Below are 20,452 nucleotides of genomic sequence, written 5' to 3'. Positions count from 1 at the left end.
CCCGCCGCTCCGGGGTGAAGTGGCGGGGCTCTGGTTAGAAGTGCACGGGGTACCGCATCACACGGCGTCGAACTCTCCGTCCTTGATGCCCTCCACGAAGGAGGCGAACGCACCAGCGGGAACGTTCAGGGTGGGACCGCTCGGGCTCTTGGAGTCGCGGACGGGGACAACACCCCGTGAGGCGACGAGGTTAACGGCAACTTCTACACACTGGCCACCGTTGCCACTGTACGAGGATTTGTACCAACGGGGGGAGTCGGTTGTCACGGGGTGCCGCCCTTTCGTAACTGTTCGATCATGGCTACGGATTCCGCCTGCGACAGCGCTTCGGCCTGTAGTTGATGGTAGGCCGTCAGTATCGGCACCACCGCCGTACTTTCCCGCTCAAGATGGCCCTGCTGCGTCGACTCGGCGTACGACAAGAGCGAGCGGTCCGGCAACGTCAGCACCGTGATGGGCAGGCTGAACGGCCGACGCGCCCCCATGCTGAACGGGGCGACTTGAAGCACGGTGTTGGGTAGCTCAGCAAACTCCAGCAACCGGGCGAACTGGGCATCCATGATCGCTGGATCACCCATCGGCCGAAGGATGCACCCCTCATCCAGCACCGTGAAGATTTGGGGTGACGGGGAACGAGTAAGTGTGGCTTGTCGTTCCGCCACCAACGCAACTCGCTCGCTGGCTTGCTCGGGGGTGATTGCCTCCCGGCGCACGGCGTCCGCCTCCAACGTCGCCGCATACTCCGGCGTTTGGAGCAGACCAGGTATGACGCCGACTTCATAGAGCCGGATCTCCACGGCCCGCGCCTCATGTCCCACGTACTCCGGGAATCCCTCCAACAAGCTCCCATGCCGGATCTCGCGCCACTCGCGTTCGAACGAATCGGCTGTTCCAGCAGTACCGAAGGCAAGATCGAGCTTGCGCACGAAGGGAAGAGTCGGAGGCTTGCGGGCAGTTTCAATGGCGGAAATATGCACACTGGAATATTCCACACGCCCGGCTAGCTCCTCCTGACTCCAGCCACGATCCTCCCTCAACTGCCGCACTCGGGCCCCAAAAGCCGCTCGCGGGCTGCTCTCGGGGTTCAGTTCCTTGCGGTTGACCACGCGATCCCCTAACTCTTCCTTCGTGCCTGGCCAGTTGAAGACATCCCGACTCTAGGCCAGTCTGACCCACCCCGGTAGTGGAACCGCTACGGAGAGGAGCGGACGTGACCCGGAAGCGCGCGTCCCCCATGCCCAGTGACGCGGACCAGCTGCACGCGCTGATAGCAGCCGGCGGAGTCTGGGGACTGGCACCCCGCTGGGTCCCCCGTGGCGGGTACACGCTGCCTACTCGCCTTCTCCTGCGGCGTGTTGAAACCGGGCTCCTGATCGCATCCGTTCCGAGGATCGGTGAGGAGTGGTGAGCCTGAGCCTCTGGGAGTACCTGCGCGGGCTCAGGCAGAGGCGGGCCCTCCGGCGGTGCCGGAAGGCAGCACTGAAGGAGCTGGGTCGTACATTGGCTCAGCTCCAGATCCTCGAAGCGCATGCAATCCAATGCCAGTTGGCCCGACTGGATAATCCGGAGGATTTTGACCGGATCTTCAGGGGGCCCTCACCCGGCGAAGGAGTAAGCGAATGACCACCCAGGCTGACGACGGGATTCCGGGCACTCTGCCGGGCGACGTGAGGACCGTTCACCGAATGCGCGGCGGGACCCGCATCAAACCGGGGTCGCACATTTGGCAGGGCGGAGCGCCCGACTGTGGCGCCGTTCCGGGCGCGGAGCTGGATAGATGGTCACTCGCCAAGGCGAAGTTGGGTGAGTGGGACGAGTGGCACCGCGCCGTCAACTGCCCCGGATGCCTGGAGTGTTCATGAGATCCCTCATCATGCGCGGCACCCTGAAATACGGGCCGCAATGCGTGGGCGCACTGGCCGCCATTATGGTCGCAGCAGCGAGCATCTTTATCGTCGTCGCGGGCGTCAACGGCCACCTATAGACCCCCCTCCCCTTCCGATGGAAGTCCCGGATTCCCCCGAGTATGGGTCGATCCGGAAGGGGAGGGGACTCAACCCCAAATCTCCGCCCCTGCCGAACAACTATTTATGCTTCCCCAGCGTTCGATAGAACCTCCGGCAGGGGCGGGCATGACCATCCCTCATCACGTCACTCTGACAACAAACGGAGCACTCCAGCCGATGCAGGACCGGAACCCCAAGATCGCAAAACTTTGGCAGAAGAGAAAGCGGCTCAATCCTCAGGAGCGGGAAGAGGCGGCCCAACTGCTGAAGAAGTGGTACCTGAAAGATCGTCTTTCCATCCGGGCGATATGCGATGAGACCGGAAGGTCTTACGGCTTCGTGCACCGGATGCTGGAAGGGGCGGGGGTGGATTTCCGCTCCCGTGGTGGCAATCCCCGTTGGACTCGGCGTGTGAAATCCGAAGCTAAGAAATAGACAAGGAAGCGACGAATGACCAATCCCCCTCCTCCTTCCGACAGCGACGACATTCCTGATGAGGAACTGGGCGACGTCGTGAAGCGGTTGGCCTCTGGCACGTCTTCCAACGCGGAGATGCAGCGAGTCCGGAACACCATCAAAAACGAAAGCGCACGGCGTAAATAACCAGCACGAACGCGCCCCGTCGCAACCCGGCGGCGGGAACGCGCCCCACCCCTTGTAGCTCAGTGGCAGAGCCCTGGGACACCGGCCACGGTGTCGCGTATCCAGGCCCCCGGTTCGATTCCGGGCAAGGAGACTCCCGTCCGGCCATGAAGTGCATGGGGTGCCCAGTGGTCGGACAGGGCAAACGGACCCACCCTATCTGTGTCCCTCCCCCGTCTGACGGATAGGGCGGGGCTCTCAACAGGCCCCGTGCTAACGTCCGTTGAAACAACTAAACAAGGAACCCCGGCGAGTGCTACCAACACTCCCGGGGCCGTGGACGACATCACTTTGAGGAGCTGTCGCCGTGCGCCACTCTATCGCGCGCGCCATCCTGGCGTGCCTTCGCATCATCCTTGCCGTACTGCTGCCCGCATCGGGCAGTCGCCGTGCAACCTCCGGGAAGTCCTCAGCGCCTGTAGAGCCCATTCAGGCTCCGGCACCTGCACGCAACCCATGGGACCGCCCGTGGCCCACAACAACCCCCCGGCACGTGACCGAGCGCGCAACGCTGGTCATTGAGGATGACGGGCCCGTGATCCGCGCTTACTACGAAGATCTGATCCAGATCAGGCAGCAACAGGCAGTTCGGCGCGGGACGCTTGCGTTCGCCCTGGACGGCTTTGACTACGGACCGGAAGTGATCCACGGGAAACGCTTGCCGACCACCGCGTAGCCGAATACCTGGCAGCCCCGTCCGAACCACCAACCGGGCGGGGCTTCCTGCTGCCCCGAACGCCAACGCGTACCGTCTGACCTGCTGATTTCCCAGCTCCCAGGGTGTACGGTCTACCCCCGGGCCGCCCCCCTCAAAGCAGCACTTGCGGTGCAGGGGCGGGAGTCAAGGGTGGAGCGAAGCGGAATCGGCGCAGCCGACGCGACGAAGGAGCGCCCTTGACGCCCGACCCGGAGCCGCGACACTGAAACCCAAGGGGCGGCCCCCACCCGCCATCAAGCGCACCGGGTCACCCCGACTACCCCTCGGCCCTCACCCCCAGCCGAAGCCCCGAACCTCATAGGAATCCGGGCGTCCCGCCCACACCAGCACCCCCGAGTCGGAGCCGCGTCGCCCCAGCCGATGTCGAACTCCCCGGTTCGCCATGGACTACCGCACCCCCGCGCGAACCGGGGAGCATCCCCCGTTTAACGATTCCACGGTAGCATCTGAATCGGGGAGCGCTCCACGCTTTCTTGGGAAGGGTGGTCATGGGAGTCAGCGAGCGGAAACCGGCGGCGAAGTCGGCGCCTCTGCGGCGCGACGCCCAGCGCAATCGGGAGTTGCTGGTCGCCTCCGCCCGGGATGTGTTCGCCGAGCAGGGGCTCGATGCGTCGCTGGACGAGATCGCACGTCGCGCCGGCGTCGGCAACGCCACTCTGTACCGGCACTTCCCCGACCGGGCCGCGCTCATCGAGGCCGTCTTCCGCGAGTCCCTCGGTGACACCCAGCGCGCCGGTGAGGAGGCGCGGCTGAGTGACGACGCGTGGGCCGGGCTCACGACGTATCTTTCGTCGATCTTCGCGGGGCTGGCCGCCGATCGCGGGGCCAACGACCTGATGACCACCGGCGTACGGGGCGTGCCCTCGCTCGAAGCCCTCCATGCCGAGAACCGGGAGACCATCGGCCTCCTCCTCGCGCGCGCCCAGCGGCAGGGGACGATGCGACGCGACGTCACCACCGAGGACCTGCTCTTCAGCCTGGCCGCGCTCGGCCGCGCCGTGCCCGCCCTGACCACCACGGCCCCGGACGCCTGGCGCCGCTATCTCGCCCTCCTCCTCGACGGCCTGCGCGCGGCCCCCGCCGCCGTACCACTTCCCGCACCACCTCTCACCCTCGATGAACTCGGCAGCGTCCTGCACGACTTGGGCCCGCACCGCGCCCGCTAGTCCGGGATCTGGGACGGGACGGACGAGGCCGCCGGGGTGTCGGCCGCGTACTGTGCCGCCTGGATCCGGTACAGACCGCGGAACACCTTCGGGCCCTCGGCCTCGTCCGACAGCAGCTCCGCGAACGTGCCGCTCTCCACGACCCGTCCCTTGTCCAGGACATGGATCAGGTCGGCCGCCCGCACCGAGCCGAGCCGGTGTGTGATGAGGATGATCGTCTGGCCGGAGTCGGCCAGGCTGCGGATCTGCTCGAAGAGCTGCTGCTCGGCCTTGGCGTCGAGCGCCGAGGTCGGTTCGTCGACGATGAGGATCTGGCCGGCGCGGTAGTGCGCGCGGCCGAGGCCGATCCGCTGCCACTGCCCGCCGGACAGCTGATGCCCGCCCTTGTACCCCCTGGCCAGCAGCGTCTTCCAGCCGCGCGGCAGCTCGGCGATCAGCTCTTCGGCCCCCGCGTACCGTACGGCCTCGTCCAGCCGCTCCCGGCTCAACGGCACGTCGGGCCGTCCGATGCTGACGTTCACCGTGGCGGTGAAGGGCCACCGGTAGAAGTCCTGGCCCACCACCGCGACCCGCGAGACCAGCTCCCGCCGGTCGGCCTCCGCCGCGTCGACCCCGTCCCACAGGATGCGGCCGGAGTCCGGCTGGTAGAGCCCGCACAACAGCTTGACCAGCGTGGACTTGCCGCTGCCGTTCTCCCCCACCAGCGCGACGATCCGGCCGGCGGGGATGGTCAGGCTGGCGCCGTCGAGCGCGCGTTTGTTGTCCTTGCCCCGGTAGGTGAAGACGACGTCCTCGAAGGTGATCTCCTCCGGCTTCTCGGGCAGCGGAAGCCCGCCGACCGGTATCGCGCGCTCGACGGCCTCCTCGCACAGCCGGTGCAGATCCCCGACGAACAGGCTCTCCTCGTGCAGGGAGTTCACCTGGAGCACGAGGTTCTCCAGGCTGGAGGAGCCGGTACGGATGGCGAGTACGGCGGTGCCGCCGACGGAGAGCGCCATCGCGCCGGTCCACAGCAGCCCGCCGAGCGTGCCGTACGCGGCGGCCGCCGCCAGCCCGGTCCATCCGGCGGCGATCAGCCCCGTACGGGCTTCGAGTCGGGCGAGCCTGCGCTGTTCCGCCTCCTGCGACCGCGACATCTCGCGGAAGTGATGCAGCAGGAACGGTCCGACGTTGTGCACCCGTATCTCCGGCGCCGCGTCGGTGGAGATCAGCAGATGACTGATCAGACTCCCCGCCCGTGAGTGCTGCACCCACGCCTGGAAGGAGATGTACCGGCGCCGCGCCATCGACAGGGCCGCCCAGGCACTGGGCAGCGTCATCGCGATGAGCAGCGGAAGCAGGAGGGGGTGCAGCACGGCGAGAACGCCGGCCGCGGCGATCAGCGACATCAGCGCGTTGAGTACGTTCTGGCAGTACCGCACCATCCGCCGGGCCGAACTGGCGCCGTACTGGGCGCTGTCGAGGAGCTTGTGGAATTCGTCGTCCTCGACCGCTTCCAGCTCGACGTTGGCGGTATGTGACAAGTACCGCTCGGTGGCGACCCGTTCGACCTTCGGCTCCAGCTGCCCCGTACCGGCCGTGGACAGGGCCCGCAGCACCGCGCCGGCGAGCGCCGTCCCACCGGCGACGGCGAGCGCCGGACCGGCGTGCGTGAGCCGCTCGGCGGTGGTGCCGTCGCCCAGGAGATGTCCGAGGACGCGGTTCACCGCGATCAGCCCGACCGCCTGGCTGACCCCCCGGCCGATCTCCGCGCAGGTCACCAGGCGCAGGGCGGTCCTGTCCGCCTCCCACGCCAAGCGGGCCGTCGTACCGATCAGCCGAGGCAGCCGCGTGACCATGGATCGTAAGCTGAGCTGGAGGAGGGCGTCGTCATGCTTGTTCCAGCCCATGTCGTACCGCAGCGGCCCGCCGAACAGCATCTCCTCGGACTCGGACGACTCCACCCGCCCCTCGGGCTCTGCGCGCACCGTGCTCTCCGCGCCCGCCGTGTTCTCGTCGCGCGCCGTGTTCTCGGTGCCCGCCGTGCTCGCCGTCCCTCTGGTGGTCTCACTGGTAGTACGGGGTCTCCGTCGCAATGCCATGGCTGTTCGATGCCCAAGCCGCAGGGCGCTCACGGCAGCGAACTCGACGTGAACGGGGCACACCCGGCGCACAACCACACCTCGCGCGCCGTACTCACCCGGAGGGAGCGGTGGTTTCGTCAATCCTCGGTGAACTCGCCCCGCACCACGACCACCGGGCACTTCGCGTGCTGCGTGACATGCAGGCTGACCGAGCCGAGCAGGGCGGCCTTGAAGCCGCTGTACCCTCGGTCGCCGACGACCAGGAGGGAGGCGCCCTCCGAGCTGTCCAGCAGGACCTGCGCGGCGGGACCGCTGACGACGCGGCGTTCGACCACGGCCGCGACATCCGCCTCCAGCGTCCGGTCCAGCGCCTCGTCCAGGATCTGCCAGGCCAGCTGCTCCGGTTCGAACTCCGGCGGCATTCCCGGCAGCATGCCCGCCCAGCCGGTGGCCGGGTACTCCCAGCCGATCACCGCGCCCACCTCGTCACCGGTCAGCTTCGCCTGCCGTACGGCCCAGCGCAGCGCCTTCAGTGAGGGCTCCGAACCGTCGACGCCGACCACGATGGTGCCGCTCATGGCGTTCCTCCTGCTGATTGATTTTTCGCTGTTGTCCTGCTTTTCCCGTGGGGCAAATCTACTTAAGGTTCGCGAGGAGGCGCTCGAAGGGCACCACGTCGTCCGCGTCGTCCACCTCATCCACGTCGTTTACCTCGTCCACCTCGTCCATCTCGTCGACGTCGTCCACGTCACCGTTCGTCGCGGGTGTCAGCCCCCGCAGCAGCCGGGCGAACTCGCCACCGGCCCGGTCGATCCGGGCCGGCAGCCCGCCCGCGTACACGTCGGCACCCGCGCCCCAGTCGTCGGTCGCCGCGAAGACGGCCGTCGGGAGGGTGAGCGCGTGCAGGTACGAGAAGAGCGGACGCATCGCGTGCTCCACCATGAGCGAGTGACGCGCGGTACCGCCGGTCGCGGCGAGCAGTACGGGCGTTCCTGCGAGCGCGTCCGGCTCGATCAGGTCGAAGAACGACTTGAACAGTCCGCTGTACGAGCCGGCGAAGACCGGGCTCACGACAATGAGCCCGTCCGCCCCGGTCACCGCCTCAAGAGCCGCGCTCAGCGCGGGCGCCGGGAAGCCGGTGACCAGGTGGTTCGCGATCTCGACAGCCAGATCACGCAGTTCGACGACCTCGGTCTCGGCCTTCCGGTCCCGGTCGGCCAGTTCACGGCTGGTCGCCTCCGTCAGCCGGTCGGCCAGCAGCCTGGTCGAGGACGGCTTGCTCAGCCCCGCCGATACGGCGACGAGCCGCAACGGCCGGGAACCGCTCGTACGCGTCACGCTGCTCGTACGCGTCACCGCGCTCGCAGGCGCCACCGTGCTCGCCGACGCCACCGTGCTCGCACGCGTGATGCCGCTCGTACGCTCCATCGTCAGACCTCCTCCTTCACCGACGTGACGGCGGCCGGGTGGACAGGACCGTCCGGGACCCCGGCCGGCCGCAGGGCCGCGAACTCCTTGCGCAGTACGGGTACGACCTCCTCGCCCAGCAGGTCGAGCTGTTCGAGCACGGTCTTCAGCGGCAGCCCCGCGTGGTCCATCAGGAACAGCTGGCGCTGGTAGTCGCCGAAGTAGTCACGGAAGGCCAGCGTCTTCTCGATGACCTCCTGCGGGCTGCCCACGACCAGCGGCGTCTGCTCCGTGAAGTCCTCCAGGGAGGGGCCGTGCCCATAGACCGGCGCGTTGTCGAAGTACGGACGGAATTCCCGTACCGCGTCCTGCGAGTTCTTCCGGATGAACGCCTGGCCGCCCAGACCGACGATGGCCTGCTCCGGGGTGCCGTGCCCGTAGTGCGCGTACCGCTTCCGGTAGAGACGGATCAGCTTCTGGAAGTGCTCCTTGGGCCAGAAGATGTTGTTCGCGAAGAAGCCGTCTCCGTAGTAAGCGGCCTGTTCGGCGATCTCGGGGGAGCGGATCGAGCCGTGCCAGACGAACGGCGGAGTGCCGTCCAGCGGCCGGGGCGTCGAGGTGAAGCCCTGGAGCGGCGTACGGAACTTGCCTTCCCAGTCGACGATGTCCTCGCGCCACAGCTTGTGGAGCAGGGCGTACTTCTCGATGGCCAGCGGGATGCCCTGACGGATGTCCTCACCGAACCACGGATAGACCGGCCCTGTGTTGCCGCGCCCCATCATCAGATCGACGCGCCCGTCGGCCAGGTGCTGGAGCATCGCGAAGTCCTCCGCGATCTTCACCGGGTCGTTGGTGGTGATCAGTGTGGTGGACGTCGACAGGATGAGCCGCTCGGTGGTGGCCGCGATGTAGCCGAGCATGGTGGTGGGCGACGAGGGGACGAAGGGCGGGTTGTGGTGCTCGCCGGTAGCGAACACGTCCAGTCCGACCTCCTCGGCCTTCCGCGCGATGGCGACCATCGCCTTGATCCGCTCGTGCTCGGTCGGCGTACGTCCGGTGGTCGGGTCGGACGTGACATCGCCGACGGAGAAGATCCCGAACTGCATCGCGCTCACCTCTCGCTCTCTCGAAGGGGTATTAGTTGAAGCTTCAACTGAAGCCTACAACGGCACACCCCCGGCCTCTATTCCGCCCCCACCCCCACACAGCCGTGCGCCGCGCGCCGGAAGTGGTCTCCGCGGGCGCGCGGCACACTCTGAACAGGTTCAACTACCTGAAGTCACCAACCTTGGAGTGGGACCTCAGGGGGGACCTCAGAGCAAGGTGAAAGAGGGACGGATACAGCCCCGGTTCCCGCACCGGGGCTGTAGGGAGCAGCGGGAGCGGCGGGACGTCAGGCGTCCGCCGGGTCGGTCAGTCGGCTGCTTTTCTACGTCGGCGATCACGCCCCGAAATGAGTCCGCTCAGCCGCTGAAGGCCGTGGCTCCGCTGGCTCCTGGCCGCTTCCGTGTCCGTGTCGGCGACGTGCGCGCCCGAGGCGGCGGATTCGGTGGGGCCGGCGGATTCGGGCCGGGTCGCGTTCGGGGGCTCCCACAGGGAGCGGCCGAAACTGTATGTGGCGATGCGATTCCTGTGCTGCCCGTTCACCAGGTGGATCACCAGCACGCCCACGACGATCAGGCCCAGGATCACGACCACGCTGATCCAGTTGTTCATGAGGCCCCGGCCTCCTCTCTCTCACTCTCCGTCTCGCTCACTCTCCGCCTCGATCACGCCCCGCCTCGATCACGCTCCGCCTCGATCAGCGCACTCGCGGACAGCGGACTGTCCGGACCGGCGGCCCGCGCCATGAGCCGGGCCGCCATGGCCGGCGACGTCTCCGGCGGGATCACCAGCAGATCCCAGCGCCCCGTGGAGTAGGAGCGAAGAATCAGCTTGTGCGGATCCTGCTCCGCGAACCAGCCCACATGGAGCATGCGGTCGGGCAGTCGGACCTTGCGCGGCACGGCCGTCCAATGAGTGGGATTCACCAGGACGTTCGTGATCCGGCCCCACGGCACGTCCATGGCGACCGCCAGCGCGGGAAGTTCCCTCGTGAGGTCACGGGACCGGGGCCACCAGGCCCCGTCGAACGCCCCCGCGCCGTGAGCACCCGGGGCCAGAGTCAGCCGGGCGGGCTGTACGCGGTCTCCCGGTTGGGCCGGGAACTCTGTTGTCCCCGAGGTCGCGAAATCAGTGGTCGTCTTCATGACGTGGACCCGCCTCCGGGTGCGTTGCCGTCAGCCCGGTGCTGTGGATCTCCGGGAACGGCACCGTCTCAAGGAACGGGTGCGCGGAATGCCCTCGGCGCTCCCAGCGTACTCCGGAGGAGGTGGAGGGCGCCCGTGAAGCAGCGGGAGTGCTGGGGCGGAGCGCCTCACGACCGGGTATTCCCGTGGTGGTCCTCCCCCTGCGACGATGGACACCGACATTCCGGCCGGGGGGAGTGCGTGTGGCAGAGGTGTTCATTCGGCGCCTGAGCCGGTGGCAGGCCGAACAGCAGCGGGAAGCCGTCGCCGATGTGTACGTCGAGGCGTACCGCCGTGCCCACGGCGAGGAGTCGCCCGACCGGCAGGAGTTTCTGGAGACCTTCGCCGAGGATGTGCAGCGGCCCGGGTTCGACATGGTCGTGGCCAGTGGGGGGAACAAGCCGGCGGCGTACGCGTACGGGTTCGTCCTGGACCGGGCCGGGGAGTGGTGGCGCGCGCTGAGCGGCGAGGTGCCGTGGGACTGGGACATCGAGGAACTGACCGTGTCGGGACAGGTCTTCGCCCTCGCCGGGCTGATGGTCCTGCCCGCGCACCGACGGGACGGGGTGGCCACGCGGCTGGTCGAGCAGTTGCTGATCCGGACGGACGCGGCGCTGGTGGCCGCGCGGGTCGACCCGGCGAACGAGGCCGCCGTGGGAGCGCTCCGGTCCTGGGGCTGGGCGAAGGTCGGCGCGGTCGCGCCGCCGGTCGGCTCGTCGGACGGGGCGGCCCCGGCCGTACCGTTCACCGCCGTACCCGTCGTCGGTTCCGTTACGGCCACGGACATCTGGAGCCGCATGCTCACCGCGTGACCGGGCCGGATTGTCCATGACCGAGCCGGATTGTCATCGAGGTTTAACGTGGGACACATTCTGGACACAGCCGGGCTTTCTAGCCTCACGCCATGTCCCGCCACGTGTCCCGCCACCGATCCCCCCGCGAAGCCCGCGGTTCCATAAGGAACCGGAGGGCCACGTTCCCCGTGCTCGCGGCCGCAGCCGTCGCCGTGCTGCTCCTGGTCGTCTGGGTGGCCATGGACTTCCCTCCGCTGTCCAGCGGCGGCGCGGATTCCAAGGCCCGGTCCGGTGATCCGGGGTGGTCGGCGACACCGGGCGCCCCGGCCGCTCCGTCTCCCTCCTCATCTCCCGCCGCCTCGCCTCCCTCCTCCTCGTCTCCCCCCGCCGCTTCGCCTGCCGCCGATCCTGATCAGTTGCTCTCCGAGCAGCTCGCCCCGATCCTGGCGGCCACGACGGCCTCCCTCTCCGTGGCGGTGCTCGACATGGAGGACGGGGACGGCGCGGACTACGGCGTACAGGCCGGGAAGAAGACGTACGACACGGCCAGCATCGTGAAAGTCGACATCCTGGCGGCCCTGCTGCTCAAGGCCCAGGACCAGGGCCGGGTCCTCACCGCGCAGGAGAAGTCGTATGCGACCTCGATGATCAAGGTGAGCGACAACGCCTCGGCCGACGCCCTGTGGCAGGCGATCGGCGGGGCGGACGGTCTGGACGCGGCGAATGAGCGGCTCGGTCTGACCTCGACGACCGGCGGCAGCGGCCCCCTGTGGGGGCTGACGCAATCGACGGCGGCGGACCAGATCGCCCTTCTCTCCGCCGTGTTCGGCGCCGACTCCGGTTCCCCGCTGGGCGCGGGCTCGCAGACGTACATCCAGGGCCTGATGGGCGGGATAGCGGCGGGCCAGGACTGGGGGGTGTCGGCCGCCGGGGTGGTGACGGGGCTGAAGAACGGGTGGCTGGCGCGGAGCGCGACCGGGCTGTGGGACATCAACAGCATCGGCCGGATCGTGGCGGACGGGCACGGCTATCTGGTGGCGGTGCTGTCGAGCGGCAGTGTCAGCAAGGAGGCCGGGATCTCGCTGGTGGAGAAGGCGGCGAAGACGGCGGTGGCGGTATCGGCATCCGGGGACGATGGGGACACCGAGGACGCCGGGGGAGCCGGGGGAGCCGGGGGGCGCTGAGGGTGCCGGGCGAGCCGGGGGGCGCTGAGCGTACCGGGGCGCAGGGGACGCCATGTAACGGGCGTCGAAGCCAACGTGCACACCCACAGGAAGCCATTAGGTTAGGCTCACCTAAGTCTATCTTCGCCTTTGCCGGATCTGTCGTCGTGCTCGACAGTTCAGTCCGATCTGGGGGGACCATGCCGTCAGCGAACGACGACGACAACGGGGCCATGCTCTCCATCCGCGCCGCATACGTCATATACGTCATATACGGGATGATCGTGCGCCCGCTCGGCGCCGTCTGACGGCCTGTCCGGCATCCCGGAGCCGCCGCGTTTCCCGTACGCCGCAAGCTGGTTGGCATGTGCCCCGACCACTTCCGTCCCGCACCACCGTCCCCGCACCATCCCCCACCCCCCATCCCGAGGTAGAGCAGGCCGTGCCCGCACAGTTAGCCCCCTCCCCCGAGGACACACTTCCGCGCGATGTCCCGATCGACCGGGTACGCGAGGGCGACTTGATCGTTTTCTCTTACACGGGCTCCTACGGAGGGGAGTTCGCCATGCACTCCTTCCTCGGCGCCCCGTCGCCGAGCGCCCTCTGCTCTGAGCACTCCGAACTCTGTGCACTCCGACTCTGTCTTTCATTCCCATACTCCGGAGCCGTGTCATGACCGTGCCCCCCATCACCCTGCCCACGAGCGGGCGGCCCGCCACCACCGCCAACGCCAACGCAGGTGCCGCCAACGCAGGTGCCGCCACCGCCGATGCCGCCGCCACCGAGGGCATCCTGCGGCGTCAGCGCGCCAGGGAGTCCTCGGCCCGCACCTACGCCCGTTCGTTCCCGATCGTCCCGGCCCGTGCCAAGGGCATGACGATCGAGGGGACGGACGGCCGCCGTTATCTCGACTGCCTGTCCGGCGCGGGGACCCTCGCACTCGGCCACAACCACCCCGTCGTACTGGAGGCCATCCAACGCACGGTGGAGAGCGGGGCGCCGCTGCACGTCCTCGATCTGGCGACCCCGGAGAAGGACGACTTCACCGACGCGCTCTTCGCCACCCTGCCGAAGTCCTTCGCGGACCGCGCCAGGATCCACTTCTGCGGGCCCGCCGGTACGGACGCCGTCGAGGCGGCGCTGAAGCTGATGCAGACCGCGACCGGTCGGCGCGGGGTGCTCGCGTTCACCGGCGCGTACCACGGCATGACCGCGGGCGCGCTGTCGGCGACCGGCAGTGTCGCGATCAGGGAGCGGGTCGCGGGCGGCGGGGCTGAGGTGACCCGGCTGCCCTATCCGTACCCGTACCGCTGCCCGTTCGGGGTCGGCGGCGAGCGCGGCGCCGAGCTGGCCGCCACGTTCACGGAACGGCTGCTGGACGATCCGTCCGGCGGTGTCGTACCACCCGCCGCGATGATCCTCGAAGCGGTGCAGGGCGAGGGCGGCGCGGTGCCGGCGCCGGACGGCTGGCTGCGGGAGATGCGGCGGATCACCGACGAGCGGCGGATCCCGCTGATCGTGGACGAGGTGCAGACGGGGGTCGGGCGTACGGGCGCGTTCTGGGCGGTCGAGCACAGCGGGATCGTCCCGGACGCGATGGTCATGTCGAAGGCGATCGGCGGGAGTCTGCCGCTGGCCGTCATCGTGTACGACCAGGACTACGACGGCTGGCTGCCCGGCGCGCACACCGGGACGTTCCGTGGCAACACCCTGGCCATGGCCACGGGTGCGGCGACACTCCGGTACGTGGCCGCCGAGGGGCTGAGCGAGCGCGCGGCGGTCGTCGGTGCCCGGATGTCCGCGCGGCTGGAGGGGCTGCGCTCAGAACTGCCGGTGATCGGTGACGTCCGGGGCCGTGGGCTGATGATCGGGGTCGAGATCGTGGACCCCGAGGGGGAGTTGGACTCGTGCGGCGCTCATCCGGTCGCTCCGGAAACGGCGGAGCGGGTGCGTTCGGCCTGCCTGGAGCGCGGGCTGATCGTGGAACTGGGCGGGCGCCACAGCTCCACCGTCCGGCTTCTCCCGCCGCTCGTCATCACGGACGAACAGACGGAGGCGGTCCTGCAGCGGCTGACGGACGCGATCGCCGACGTGTCGGCGCGGCGACCTGGGCAGCAGCGGGGACAGCGGCCGGGACGGCGCTCATGAGGACGCGAACGGAAGCGGAGACGGAGATGGGCACAGGGACCGGGACGGAGACCGGGATGGAAGCGGGAGCGGGAGCGGTGACGGAAGCGGGGGCGGTGGCGGGAGCGGGAGCGGTGACGGAAGCGGGGGCGAGGGCGAGTGCGGTCGTCGTGCCGGAGGCAGGCGCGGGCCTGGTCGCTAAGGCGCCACCGAGGCGGTCCCCGGACCCGGGTACGGCCCCGGGTACGGCCCCGGGTACGGAACCGGGTACGGCCCCGGACCCGGAACCGGCCCAGGAGCCGGACCAGGAGCCGGCCCCCGAGCCCGCCCCGCATCCGGACAGCGCCCACGCCACCGCGCTGTCCGGCGGGACCGGCGGCGCCGACGCGCTGGCGCCTCTCGTGGACACGGTCATGGACGCCCTCGCCCGGGGTGCCCGGCGGCGCGGCGGGCCCATCGCGCCCGGCCGGCCGGGGGAGGTCGCGGCCACCGTCAGCGAGGTGTTCGGCGGTCCCACCGCCGTCACCGGCGCCGAGGCGCTCGACCGGCTCACCGAACTCCTCGCACACGGCAGCGCCGACCCGGCGGACGCCTCCTGCGCCGCCCATCTGCACTGCCCGCCCCTCGCCGTCGCCGTCGCCGCCGATCTCGCGGTCTCGGCCCTCAACCCGTCCCAGGACTCCTGGGACCAGGCGCCCGCCGCCACCGCTCTGGAAACCCTGCTGCTCCAGGAGCTGGCCGGGCTGGTCGGGTACGAGCCCGAGCACGCCGCCGGGGTGCTCACCTCCGGTGGTACGGAGTCCAATCTGATGGGTCTGATGCTGGCCAGGGACCGCGTCCTCGGCGCGGCCTCAGGCCGGCAGATCGAGCTGACGGGGGTGCCGGGCACCGGCACGGACCACGCACCCGGCCCCCGGCCGCAGCCCCGGTCCCGGCTCCGGCCCCGTATCCTCGCCTCCGCGGCCGCGCACTTCTCCGTACAGCGCGCCGCCGCCCTGCTCGGGCTCGGCGAGGACGCGGTGCTGCCCGTCCCCGTCGACCATCAACTCCGTATGGATACGGAGGCGTTGGCGGCCGTACTGGACGGCTGCGCCGAGCGCGGGGAGCTGCCGGTCGCGGTCGTCGCCACCGCCGGTACCACCGACACCGGCGCCATCGACCCGCTGCGGGCCTGCGCGGCGCTCGCCGCCGAGCACGGTGCCTGGCTGCACGTGGACGCCGCGTACGGGGGTGGCGCCCTGCTCTCCGACCGGCTCGCGCCGCTCCTGGACGGCCTCGCCCTCGCCGACTCCGTCTCGCTCGACTGGCACAAGCTGGGCTGGCAGCCGGCCGCGGCGGGCGTCTTCCTGGTGCGGCGGTCGGAGACGTACGCCTCGCTCGCGCGCAGGGCCGTCTATCTCAACCCGGCCGACGACGAGGAGGCCGGTTACCCGAGCCTGCTCGGGCTCTCGCTGCGTACGACACGCCGCGCCGACGCCTTCAAGATCGCGGTCACCCTGCGGACGCTGGGCAGGGCGGGGCTGGGCCGGCTCGTCGACGCGTGCCGCGATCTGGCGGTAGCGGGAGCGCGGGCGGTCGCGGACCATCCACGGCTGGAACTGCACTCCGAACCGGTGCTGACGGCCTTCCTGTTCCGCTATCTGCCGAAGCCGGAGCCGGAGCGTCAGGCGGACACGGCGAACGCTCCGGCGGATACGGCGGAGGCCCAGCGGGAGTACGGCGCACGCTGCGACGCGGTCAACGCCGCCCTGCGGCGCAGGCTCCTGCGCGAGGGCAGCGCCGTCGTCGGCCGTACCGAACTCCCCGGCGAGGGGCCCGGACGCGTACGGCTCAAGCTCACGCTGCTCAACCCGCACACCACCGCCGCCGAGGTGGAGCGGCTGCTGCACGCCGTCGTGACGGCCGGGCGCGCGGAGGAGGGGGCGCGATGACCGTGAGGACGGCCGCCCCGTCCCGCATCCGCACGGCCCGCTGTCCGACGCGCGTGGACGGGTTCGACAGACTCGTCGGCGACGTACACAGCCCCACCCGCACCCAGTCCGGCTGTATCGACCTTCCCCATCCCCTCGCGGAGGCCCAGCGGTGACGACCGAACCCACGCACGCGGACGAGTACGAGCACGGCCACGAACACGGACCCGAGTACGGCCACGAACACGGACCCGGACCCGGACCCGGACCCGGACCCGAGTACGAGATATACGACCTGGTCGGCGTCGGCATCGGGCCGTTCAATCTCTCGCTCGCCGCTCTCTCCGACGGCACTCCCGGCCTCCGTACGCTCTTCCTCGACGCGAAGCCCGCCTTCTCCTGGCACCCGGGGCTGCTGATGGAGGGAACGGTTCTCCAAGTGCCGTTCCTCGCCGACCTGGTGACCATGGCGGATCCGACCAGCCCCTGGTCGTACCTCAACTACCTGCGAGAACACGACCGGATGTTCCCGTTCTTCTTCTCCGAGCGCTTCCACATACCCCGCCGCGAGTACGACCACTACTGCCGCTGGGTCGCCGAACACCTGCCGTCCTGCCGCTTCGACGCGCGCGTCACGGAGGTGGAGTGGGACGAGCGCCGCGAGGTGTTCGCCGTCACGCACCGCTCGGCCGGCGGCGTGGTCTCGCACGTACGGGCCCGGCAGCTGGTGCTGGGAGTCGGTACGAACCCGGTCGTCCCCGAGCCGCTGCACCCGTTGCTCACGCCCGCGCACGCGGGGCGCGTGCTGCACAGCGCCGACTACCGCACCCACCGGGCGCTGCTGGCCGGGCTCGACGATGTCACGGTCGTCGGAGCGGGCCAGTCCGGCGCCGAGGTCGCCCTCGATCTCCTGCGCCACCAGGACGGTTCGGGCGCGGGCGGCCCGTACGTCCGCTGGCTGGCTCGTACCCCCGCCTTCGCGCCGATGGAGTACTCCAAGATCGGGCTTGAGCACTTCACGCCCGACTACATCCGGTACTTCCGCGCCCTGCCCGAGGAGCGGCGCGAGGAACTGGTGCGGGAGCAGTGGCAGTTGTACAAGGGCGTCAGCGAGGAGACCCTCGCCGAGATCCACGACGAGCTGTACGAGCGGTCCATCGGCGGTACGGAGCCGCGCGCGGCGCTGCACCCGGGCGTCGTGCTCGTCGCGGCGGAGCCCGAGCGCGCCGGCACGGACGCCGGCACCGGCACCGGCACCGGCACCGACGACAGCGGCGGCGGCTATCTGCTGACCTGCCGGCATACGGAACAGGACGCGCTGTTCGAGGTGCGTACGTCGGCGATCGTGGCGGCCACGGGATACGCGGCCACGCGCCCGGCCTTCCTGGACACCATGGCGAAGCTGGTGGACTGGGACGACCAGGGCCGCTACCGGATCGACGGGGACTACCGGGTCGCGCTCGACGCGAGCGTGTCCGGCGCGCTGTACGTGCAGAACGCGGAGCTGCACACGCACGGCATAGGGGCCCCTGACCTCACGCTCGGCGCGTGGCGGGCGGCGACGATACTCAACGCGGTCGCGGGGAGGACCGTGCTGCGGGTGCCGGAGCGCGCGGCCTGGACGACGTTCGGGGCGCCCGCGGCACGGGGGCCGGAGTCCGGGGCTCCGGTCGTGTGGCCATCGTGAGCGGTGCCGGTCGGCCGCCATGGACCGCGTCGCCTCGTTCGGCCGACAGCGGTCGCTGGTGGTCATCAGTCGCGATGTCATGACAGTGCGACCCGCGCTCGGAGCGGATGTGAGGCGGCGTTTCCGGTTCCCGACCCTCCTCACGGAAATCGAGCCCGCGTCAGACCCGGGTAGTGACACGGAGCGGCGCCCCGCAGGTGAGACAGGAGGAGGAGACAATATGCCGCAAAAGTGATGGAACCGATCGGAGTGGGTAGATGGCGCGTCCCTGGCTGACGGTGCTGGCACAGGTGGTGCCTGTTCCTCTCGGGTTACTGCTCAGCGGTGCTCTGGTCTGGGGTGCCACCAACGCCGACTGGAGTGGGACCAGCAGCAACAGCGGCAACACCTGGACCGCCAGCTCGGCGGGGCTGGCCAACGACAGCAAGGCGCCCATGTTCGACATCGAGAAGATGCGGCCCGGCGACACAGGCTCCAACTGCATCGAGATCAAGTCGAACGCCGACGTGCCCACCGCGCTCAAGTTGTACAGCAACTCCCAGAACTGGCCCAACAACTACCAATCCTTCATCGACCTCAAAATCGATGTGGGCAGCGGTGGCACCTTCGGGGACTGCGACGGCTTCACCCGCCACAGGACCGCGTTCGATGGCACCCTGGACCAGTTCGTCGCCCTGCACACCGACTTCCGCACCGGCGTGGGTCCCTGGCCCCTGTCCGGCAAGCCGCGCAACTCGCTGAGCTTCCGCTTCTCGTGGAAGTTCAGCCCGAGCGCACCCAACAGCGCGCAGGCCGGGAACACCAACGAAGTGATCTTCACCTGGGAAGCACGGGAACACGCGTGACTCTCCCGCGTGACCTGGCCGCCGACGCGCTCCTCCAGCCCACCGCCAAGAGCGCCCCGCACCCGATCCGCGTGATCACCTCGGTCATCTCACGTACCGTGCTCGGCTCGATGATGGGGCTGCTGGTGTGGGCGCACTTCCCCGTGGTGGCGCTGGGCTGGACAGCGGGCGTGGTGCAGTCCGGCTCCATGCGTCCCGCCCTCGCGCCGGGTGACGTCGTTCTCTACCAGCCACCGCGGCGCGACCGCACACCGGCGGTGGGCCAGATCGTGCTGGCCCAGGACCCCACCCGGCCCAGCCGTCTGCTCACCCATCGGGTCCACCGGGTACTTCCCGACGGGGATCTGATCACCAAAGGCGACGCCAACTCCACCCCGGACAGCACCCCGATCCGGCCCAGGGCACTCCAGGGCGTCGCACGATTGCGGGTGCCCGGGATCGGGCTGCCGGTCCAGCTCTGGCGCGCCGAGCGGCCCGTGCCCGCGACGATGATGATGCTCGGGCTCGCCATTGTGCTCGCGCTCGCCGCGCTGCCACTGCACAGCCGCAGCCGCAGCCGCAGCCCATACACGTAGCCCCGGCGGCTAGGACGCGGCGGCGGCGAAACTCTTCTCCATCGCGTCCAGCACCTGGCCCGCACCGGTGTAACCGATGCCGAGCATCCACAGGTTGTCGTCGACCTTGAAGGCCGTGCCCTTCTTCACCGCGTCCAGGCTCTTCCAGAGGGGGCCGCCGACGGTGTCGGTCTCCTTGGCCTTCTTCGCGTCGCCGTAGGTGGAGTAGAAGATGACGTCGGCGTTGGCCTTGTCGATCTGCTCGGGGCTGACATCGGCCGAGAATCCGGTGGTGTCCTGGTTGGCGGGGCGGCCGACCTGGAGGTCCTTGAAGAGGGAGCCGACGAAGGTGTCGTTCAGGTAGAGCCGGGTGTCCGCGCCCTCTACGAACCGTACGAAACCGACCTTCGTCCGCTTCGCCTTCGCGGCCCCGCCCAGCGCGTCGGTCAGCCGCTTGACGTGCGCGTCGTAGTCGGCGACGACCTTCTTCGCCTCGTTCTTCCTGCCGAGGGCGTCCGCGTGCAGGTCGAAGTTCTTGCGCCAGGCCGGCCCGGTGGTGTCGGAGAAGACGGTGGGGGCGATCGCCGAGAGGGACGCGTAGTTCTTCTCGTCGCGGACCTTGCTGCTCAGGATCAGGTCCGGCTTGAGCGCGGCGATGGCTTCGAGGTTCGGTTCGGCGATCAGACCGACGGGCTGGATGCCCTTGAGCTTCTCCTCGGGGAGGTACGTGGAGAAGGGGGCCTTGTCGACGACGGTGGTGGCGCCGACCGGTGTGACGCCGAGCGTGACGGCCGAGTCGAGCGCGTCCGTGTCCAGTACGACGACCCGCTTCGGCGCGTCGCCGACGGTCACGTCGCCCATGACCGTCGTGACGGTGTGCGTACCGGCACCGCCGTCGGCGGCCTCTCCGCCCTTGTCCGCGGCCTTGTCGTCGCCGCCGCATCCGGCGAGCGTGACGGCGAGCGCGGTGGCCGCGGCGGCCACGGTGATACGGCGGCGGATGAACGTACTGGACACGGTGGGGCCCCCTGACGACAGGCCGGACTCTTCCGGACCTGGATAAGGCGAACCTAACCTTCGCC

General features: G+C 69.5%; 21 protein-coding genes and 1 tRNA gene. 13 read left to right on the top strand and 9 right to left on the bottom strand.

Annotation, left to right across the window (positions count from 1 at the left end):
• Positions 1-57: 57 nt before the first annotated feature.
• Positions 58-267, bottom strand: a complete 210-nt coding sequence (locus ACZ7LS_RS14750; protein WP_382524073.1) for a DUF397 domain-containing protein — start codon at positions 265-267, stop codon at positions 58-60.
• Positions 264-1,106, bottom strand: coding sequence for a helix-turn-helix domain-containing protein (locus ACZ7LS_RS14745; protein ID WP_382524071.1), 843 nt, complete (start codon positions 1,104-1,106; stop codon positions 264-266). Before ACZ7LS_RS14745 ends, ACZ7LS_RS14750 begins: the two co-directional genes overlap by 4 nt.
• A 752-nt stretch (positions 1,107-1,858) precedes the next feature.
• On the opposite strand from ACZ7LS_RS14745, the gene ACZ7LS_RS14740 reads away from it, so the two are divergent.
• The 5 genes from ACZ7LS_RS14740 to ACZ7LS_RS14720 all read left to right on the top strand — a co-directional run bounded on the left by ACZ7LS_RS14740 (position 1,859) and on the right by ACZ7LS_RS14720 (position 4,532).
• Positions 1,859-1,984, top strand: coding sequence for a hypothetical protein (locus tag ACZ7LS_RS14740; RefSeq protein WP_385131076.1), 126 nt, complete (start codon positions 1,859-1,861; stop codon positions 1,982-1,984).
• A 148-nt stretch (positions 1,985-2,132) separates the two neighbouring features.
• Positions 2,133-2,441: a helix-turn-helix domain-containing protein gene (locus tag ACZ7LS_RS14735; protein ID WP_385131073.1), complete on the top strand. Its 309-nt coding sequence runs from the start codon at positions 2,133-2,135 to the stop codon at positions 2,439-2,441.
• A gap of 216 nt (positions 2,442-2,657) precedes the next feature.
• Positions 2,658-2,742, top strand: a tRNA-Ser gene (locus tag ACZ7LS_RS14730).
• Between the two features lie 399 nt (positions 2,743-3,141).
• Positions 3,142-3,324, top strand: a complete 183-nt coding sequence (locus ACZ7LS_RS14725; RefSeq protein ID WP_382524066.1) for a hypothetical protein — start codon at positions 3,142-3,144, stop codon at positions 3,322-3,324.
• Between the two features lie 530 nt (positions 3,325-3,854).
• Positions 3,855-4,532, top strand: a complete 678-nt coding sequence (locus tag ACZ7LS_RS14720; protein WP_385131070.1) for a TetR/AcrR family transcriptional regulator — start codon at positions 3,855-3,857, stop codon at positions 4,530-4,532.
• Here ACZ7LS_RS14720 and ACZ7LS_RS14715 read toward each other — a convergent pair.
• From ACZ7LS_RS14715 to ACZ7LS_RS14690, 6 genes are all read right to left on the bottom strand, one after another.
• A complete protein-coding gene (locus tag ACZ7LS_RS14715) occupies positions 4,529-6,451 on the bottom strand; it encodes an ABC transporter ATP-binding protein (RefSeq protein ID WP_385131405.1) in 1,923 nt (640 codons plus the stop codon). The genes ACZ7LS_RS14720 and ACZ7LS_RS14715 overlap by 4 nt on opposite strands.
• Positions 6,452-6,732: 281 nt before the next feature.
• Positions 6,733-7,173: a universal stress protein gene (locus ACZ7LS_RS14710; protein WP_382528114.1), complete on the bottom strand. Its 441-nt coding sequence runs from the start codon at positions 7,171-7,173 to the stop codon at positions 6,733-6,735.
• A gap of 58 nt (positions 7,174-7,231) precedes the next feature.
• Positions 7,232-7,906, bottom strand: a complete 675-nt coding sequence (locus ACZ7LS_RS14705; RefSeq protein WP_385131402.1) for an FMN reductase — start codon at positions 7,904-7,906, stop codon at positions 7,232-7,234.
• 119 nt (positions 7,907-8,025) lie between these two features.
• Positions 8,026-9,108, bottom strand: a complete 1,083-nt coding sequence (locus ACZ7LS_RS14700) for an LLM class flavin-dependent oxidoreductase (RefSeq protein ID WP_382528297.1) — start codon at positions 9,106-9,108, stop codon at positions 8,026-8,028.
• Between the two features lie 307 nt (positions 9,109-9,415).
• Positions 9,416-9,718 (bottom strand): hypothetical protein, encoded by a 303-nt coding sequence (locus ACZ7LS_RS14695; protein ID WP_382528118.1) that lies wholly within the window; start codon positions 9,716-9,718, stop codon positions 9,416-9,418.
• Positions 9,719-9,771: 53 nt separating this feature from the next.
• Positions 9,772-10,251, bottom strand: a complete 480-nt coding sequence (locus ACZ7LS_RS14690) for a DUF5994 family protein (protein WP_385131066.1) — start codon at positions 10,249-10,251, stop codon at positions 9,772-9,774.
• 242 nt (positions 10,252-10,493) lie between these two features.
• Here ACZ7LS_RS14690 and ACZ7LS_RS14685 point away from each other — a divergent pair, with 242 nt between their 5' ends.
• The 8 genes from ACZ7LS_RS14685 to ACZ7LS_RS14650 all read left to right on the top strand — a co-directional run bounded on the left by ACZ7LS_RS14685 (position 10,494) and on the right by ACZ7LS_RS14650 (position 19,391).
• On the top strand, positions 10,494-11,102 hold the full coding sequence (locus ACZ7LS_RS14685; protein WP_382528122.1) for a GNAT family N-acetyltransferase: 609 nt from the start codon (positions 10,494-10,496) through the stop codon (positions 11,100-11,102).
• 170 nt (positions 11,103-11,272) lie between these two features.
• Positions 11,273-12,268, top strand: coding sequence for a serine hydrolase (locus tag ACZ7LS_RS14680; protein WP_385131063.1), 996 nt, complete (start codon positions 11,273-11,275; stop codon positions 12,266-12,268).
• 651 nt (positions 12,269-12,919) lie between these two features.
• On the top strand, positions 12,920-14,395 hold the full coding sequence (locus tag ACZ7LS_RS14675) for a diaminobutyrate--2-oxoglutarate transaminase (RefSeq protein ID WP_385131060.1): 1,476 nt from the start codon (positions 12,920-12,922) through the stop codon (positions 14,393-14,395).
• A 26-nt stretch (positions 14,396-14,421) separates the two neighbouring features.
• The gene (locus ACZ7LS_RS14670) at positions 14,422-16,305 is read left to right on the top strand and encodes a pyridoxal phosphate-dependent decarboxylase family protein (RefSeq protein ID WP_385131057.1); all 1,884 of its coding nucleotides are present in this window, start codon (positions 14,422-14,424) and stop codon (positions 16,303-16,305) included.
• The gene (locus ACZ7LS_RS14665; RefSeq protein ID WP_382528136.1) at positions 16,302-16,460 is read left to right on the top strand and encodes a hypothetical protein; all 159 of its coding nucleotides are present in this window, start codon (positions 16,302-16,304) and stop codon (positions 16,458-16,460) included. Before ACZ7LS_RS14670 ends, ACZ7LS_RS14665 begins: the two co-directional genes overlap by 4 nt.
• Entirely contained in the window at positions 16,457-17,971 is a 1,515-nt protein-coding gene (locus ACZ7LS_RS14660; protein ID WP_385131053.1) for a lysine N(6)-hydroxylase/L-ornithine N(5)-oxygenase family protein, read from the top strand. The genes ACZ7LS_RS14665 and ACZ7LS_RS14660 overlap by 4 nt, the downstream gene beginning before the upstream one ends.
• Before the next feature lie 257 nt (positions 17,972-18,228).
• Positions 18,229-18,816, top strand: a complete 588-nt coding sequence (locus tag ACZ7LS_RS14655; RefSeq protein ID WP_382528140.1) for a hypothetical protein — start codon at positions 18,229-18,231, stop codon at positions 18,814-18,816.
• Positions 18,813-19,391, top strand: coding sequence for a S26 family signal peptidase (locus ACZ7LS_RS14650; protein WP_385131049.1), 579 nt, complete (start codon positions 18,813-18,815; stop codon positions 19,389-19,391). The genes ACZ7LS_RS14655 and ACZ7LS_RS14650 overlap by 4 nt, the downstream gene beginning before the upstream one ends.
• Before the next feature lie 9 nt (positions 19,392-19,400).
• Here ACZ7LS_RS14650 and ACZ7LS_RS14645 read toward each other — a convergent pair whose 3' ends face one another.
• Positions 19,401-20,387, bottom strand: a complete 987-nt coding sequence (locus ACZ7LS_RS14645; protein WP_382528145.1) for an ABC transporter substrate-binding protein — start codon at positions 20,385-20,387, stop codon at positions 19,401-19,403.
• Positions 20,388-20,452: the final 65 nt, after the last annotated feature.

Source organism: Streptomyces sp. NPDC039430 (assembly GCF_055639435.1).
Note: the sequence above shows the minus strand (reverse complement) of the source record. Positions and strands in the feature narration are given on the sequence as shown.

What these genes read in the sequence shown, in the direction of transcription:
- ACZ7LS_RS14740 (WP_385131076.1), top strand. Translation starts at nt 1,859, where the DNA reads ATGAGATCCCTCATCATGCGCGGCACCCTGAAATACGGGCCGCAATGC.
- ACZ7LS_RS14735 (WP_385131073.1), top strand. Translation starts at nt 2,133, where the DNA reads ATGACCATCCCTCATCACGTCACTCTGACAACAAACGGAGCACTCCAG.
- ACZ7LS_RS14720 (WP_385131070.1), top strand. Translation starts at nt 3,855, where the DNA reads ATGGGAGTCAGCGAGCGGAAACCGGCGGCGAAGTCGGCGCCTCTGCGG.
- ACZ7LS_RS14715 (WP_385131405.1), bottom strand. Translation starts at nt 6,451, where the DNA reads ATGCTGTTCGGCGGGCCGCTGCGGTACGACATGGGCTGGAACAAGCAT.
- ACZ7LS_RS14710 (WP_382528114.1), bottom strand. Translation starts at nt 7,173, where the DNA reads ATGAGCGGCACCATCGTGGTCGGCGTCGACGGTTCGGAGCCCTCACTG.
- ACZ7LS_RS14700 (WP_382528297.1), bottom strand. Translation starts at nt 9,108, where the DNA reads ATGCAGTTCGGGATCTTCTCCGTCGGCGATGTCACGTCCGACCCGACC.
- ACZ7LS_RS14695 (WP_382528118.1), bottom strand. Translation starts at nt 9,718, where the DNA reads ATGAACAACTGGATCAGCGTGGTCGTGATCCTGGGCCTGATCGTCGTG.
- ACZ7LS_RS14690 (WP_385131066.1), bottom strand. Translation starts at nt 10,251, where the DNA reads ATGAAGACGACCACTGATTTCGCGACCTCGGGGACAACAGAGTTCCCG.
- ACZ7LS_RS14675 (WP_385131060.1), top strand. Translation starts at nt 12,920, where the DNA reads ATGACCGTGCCCCCCATCACCCTGCCCACGAGCGGGCGGCCCGCCACC.
- ACZ7LS_RS14670 (WP_385131057.1), top strand. Translation starts at nt 14,422, where the DNA reads ATGGGCACAGGGACCGGGACGGAGACCGGGATGGAAGCGGGAGCGGGA.
- ACZ7LS_RS14665 (WP_382528136.1), top strand. Translation starts at nt 16,302, where the DNA reads ATGACCGTGAGGACGGCCGCCCCGTCCCGCATCCGCACGGCCCGCTGT.
- ACZ7LS_RS14655 (WP_382528140.1), top strand. Translation starts at nt 18,229, where the DNA reads ATGGCGCGTCCCTGGCTGACGGTGCTGGCACAGGTGGTGCCTGTTCCT.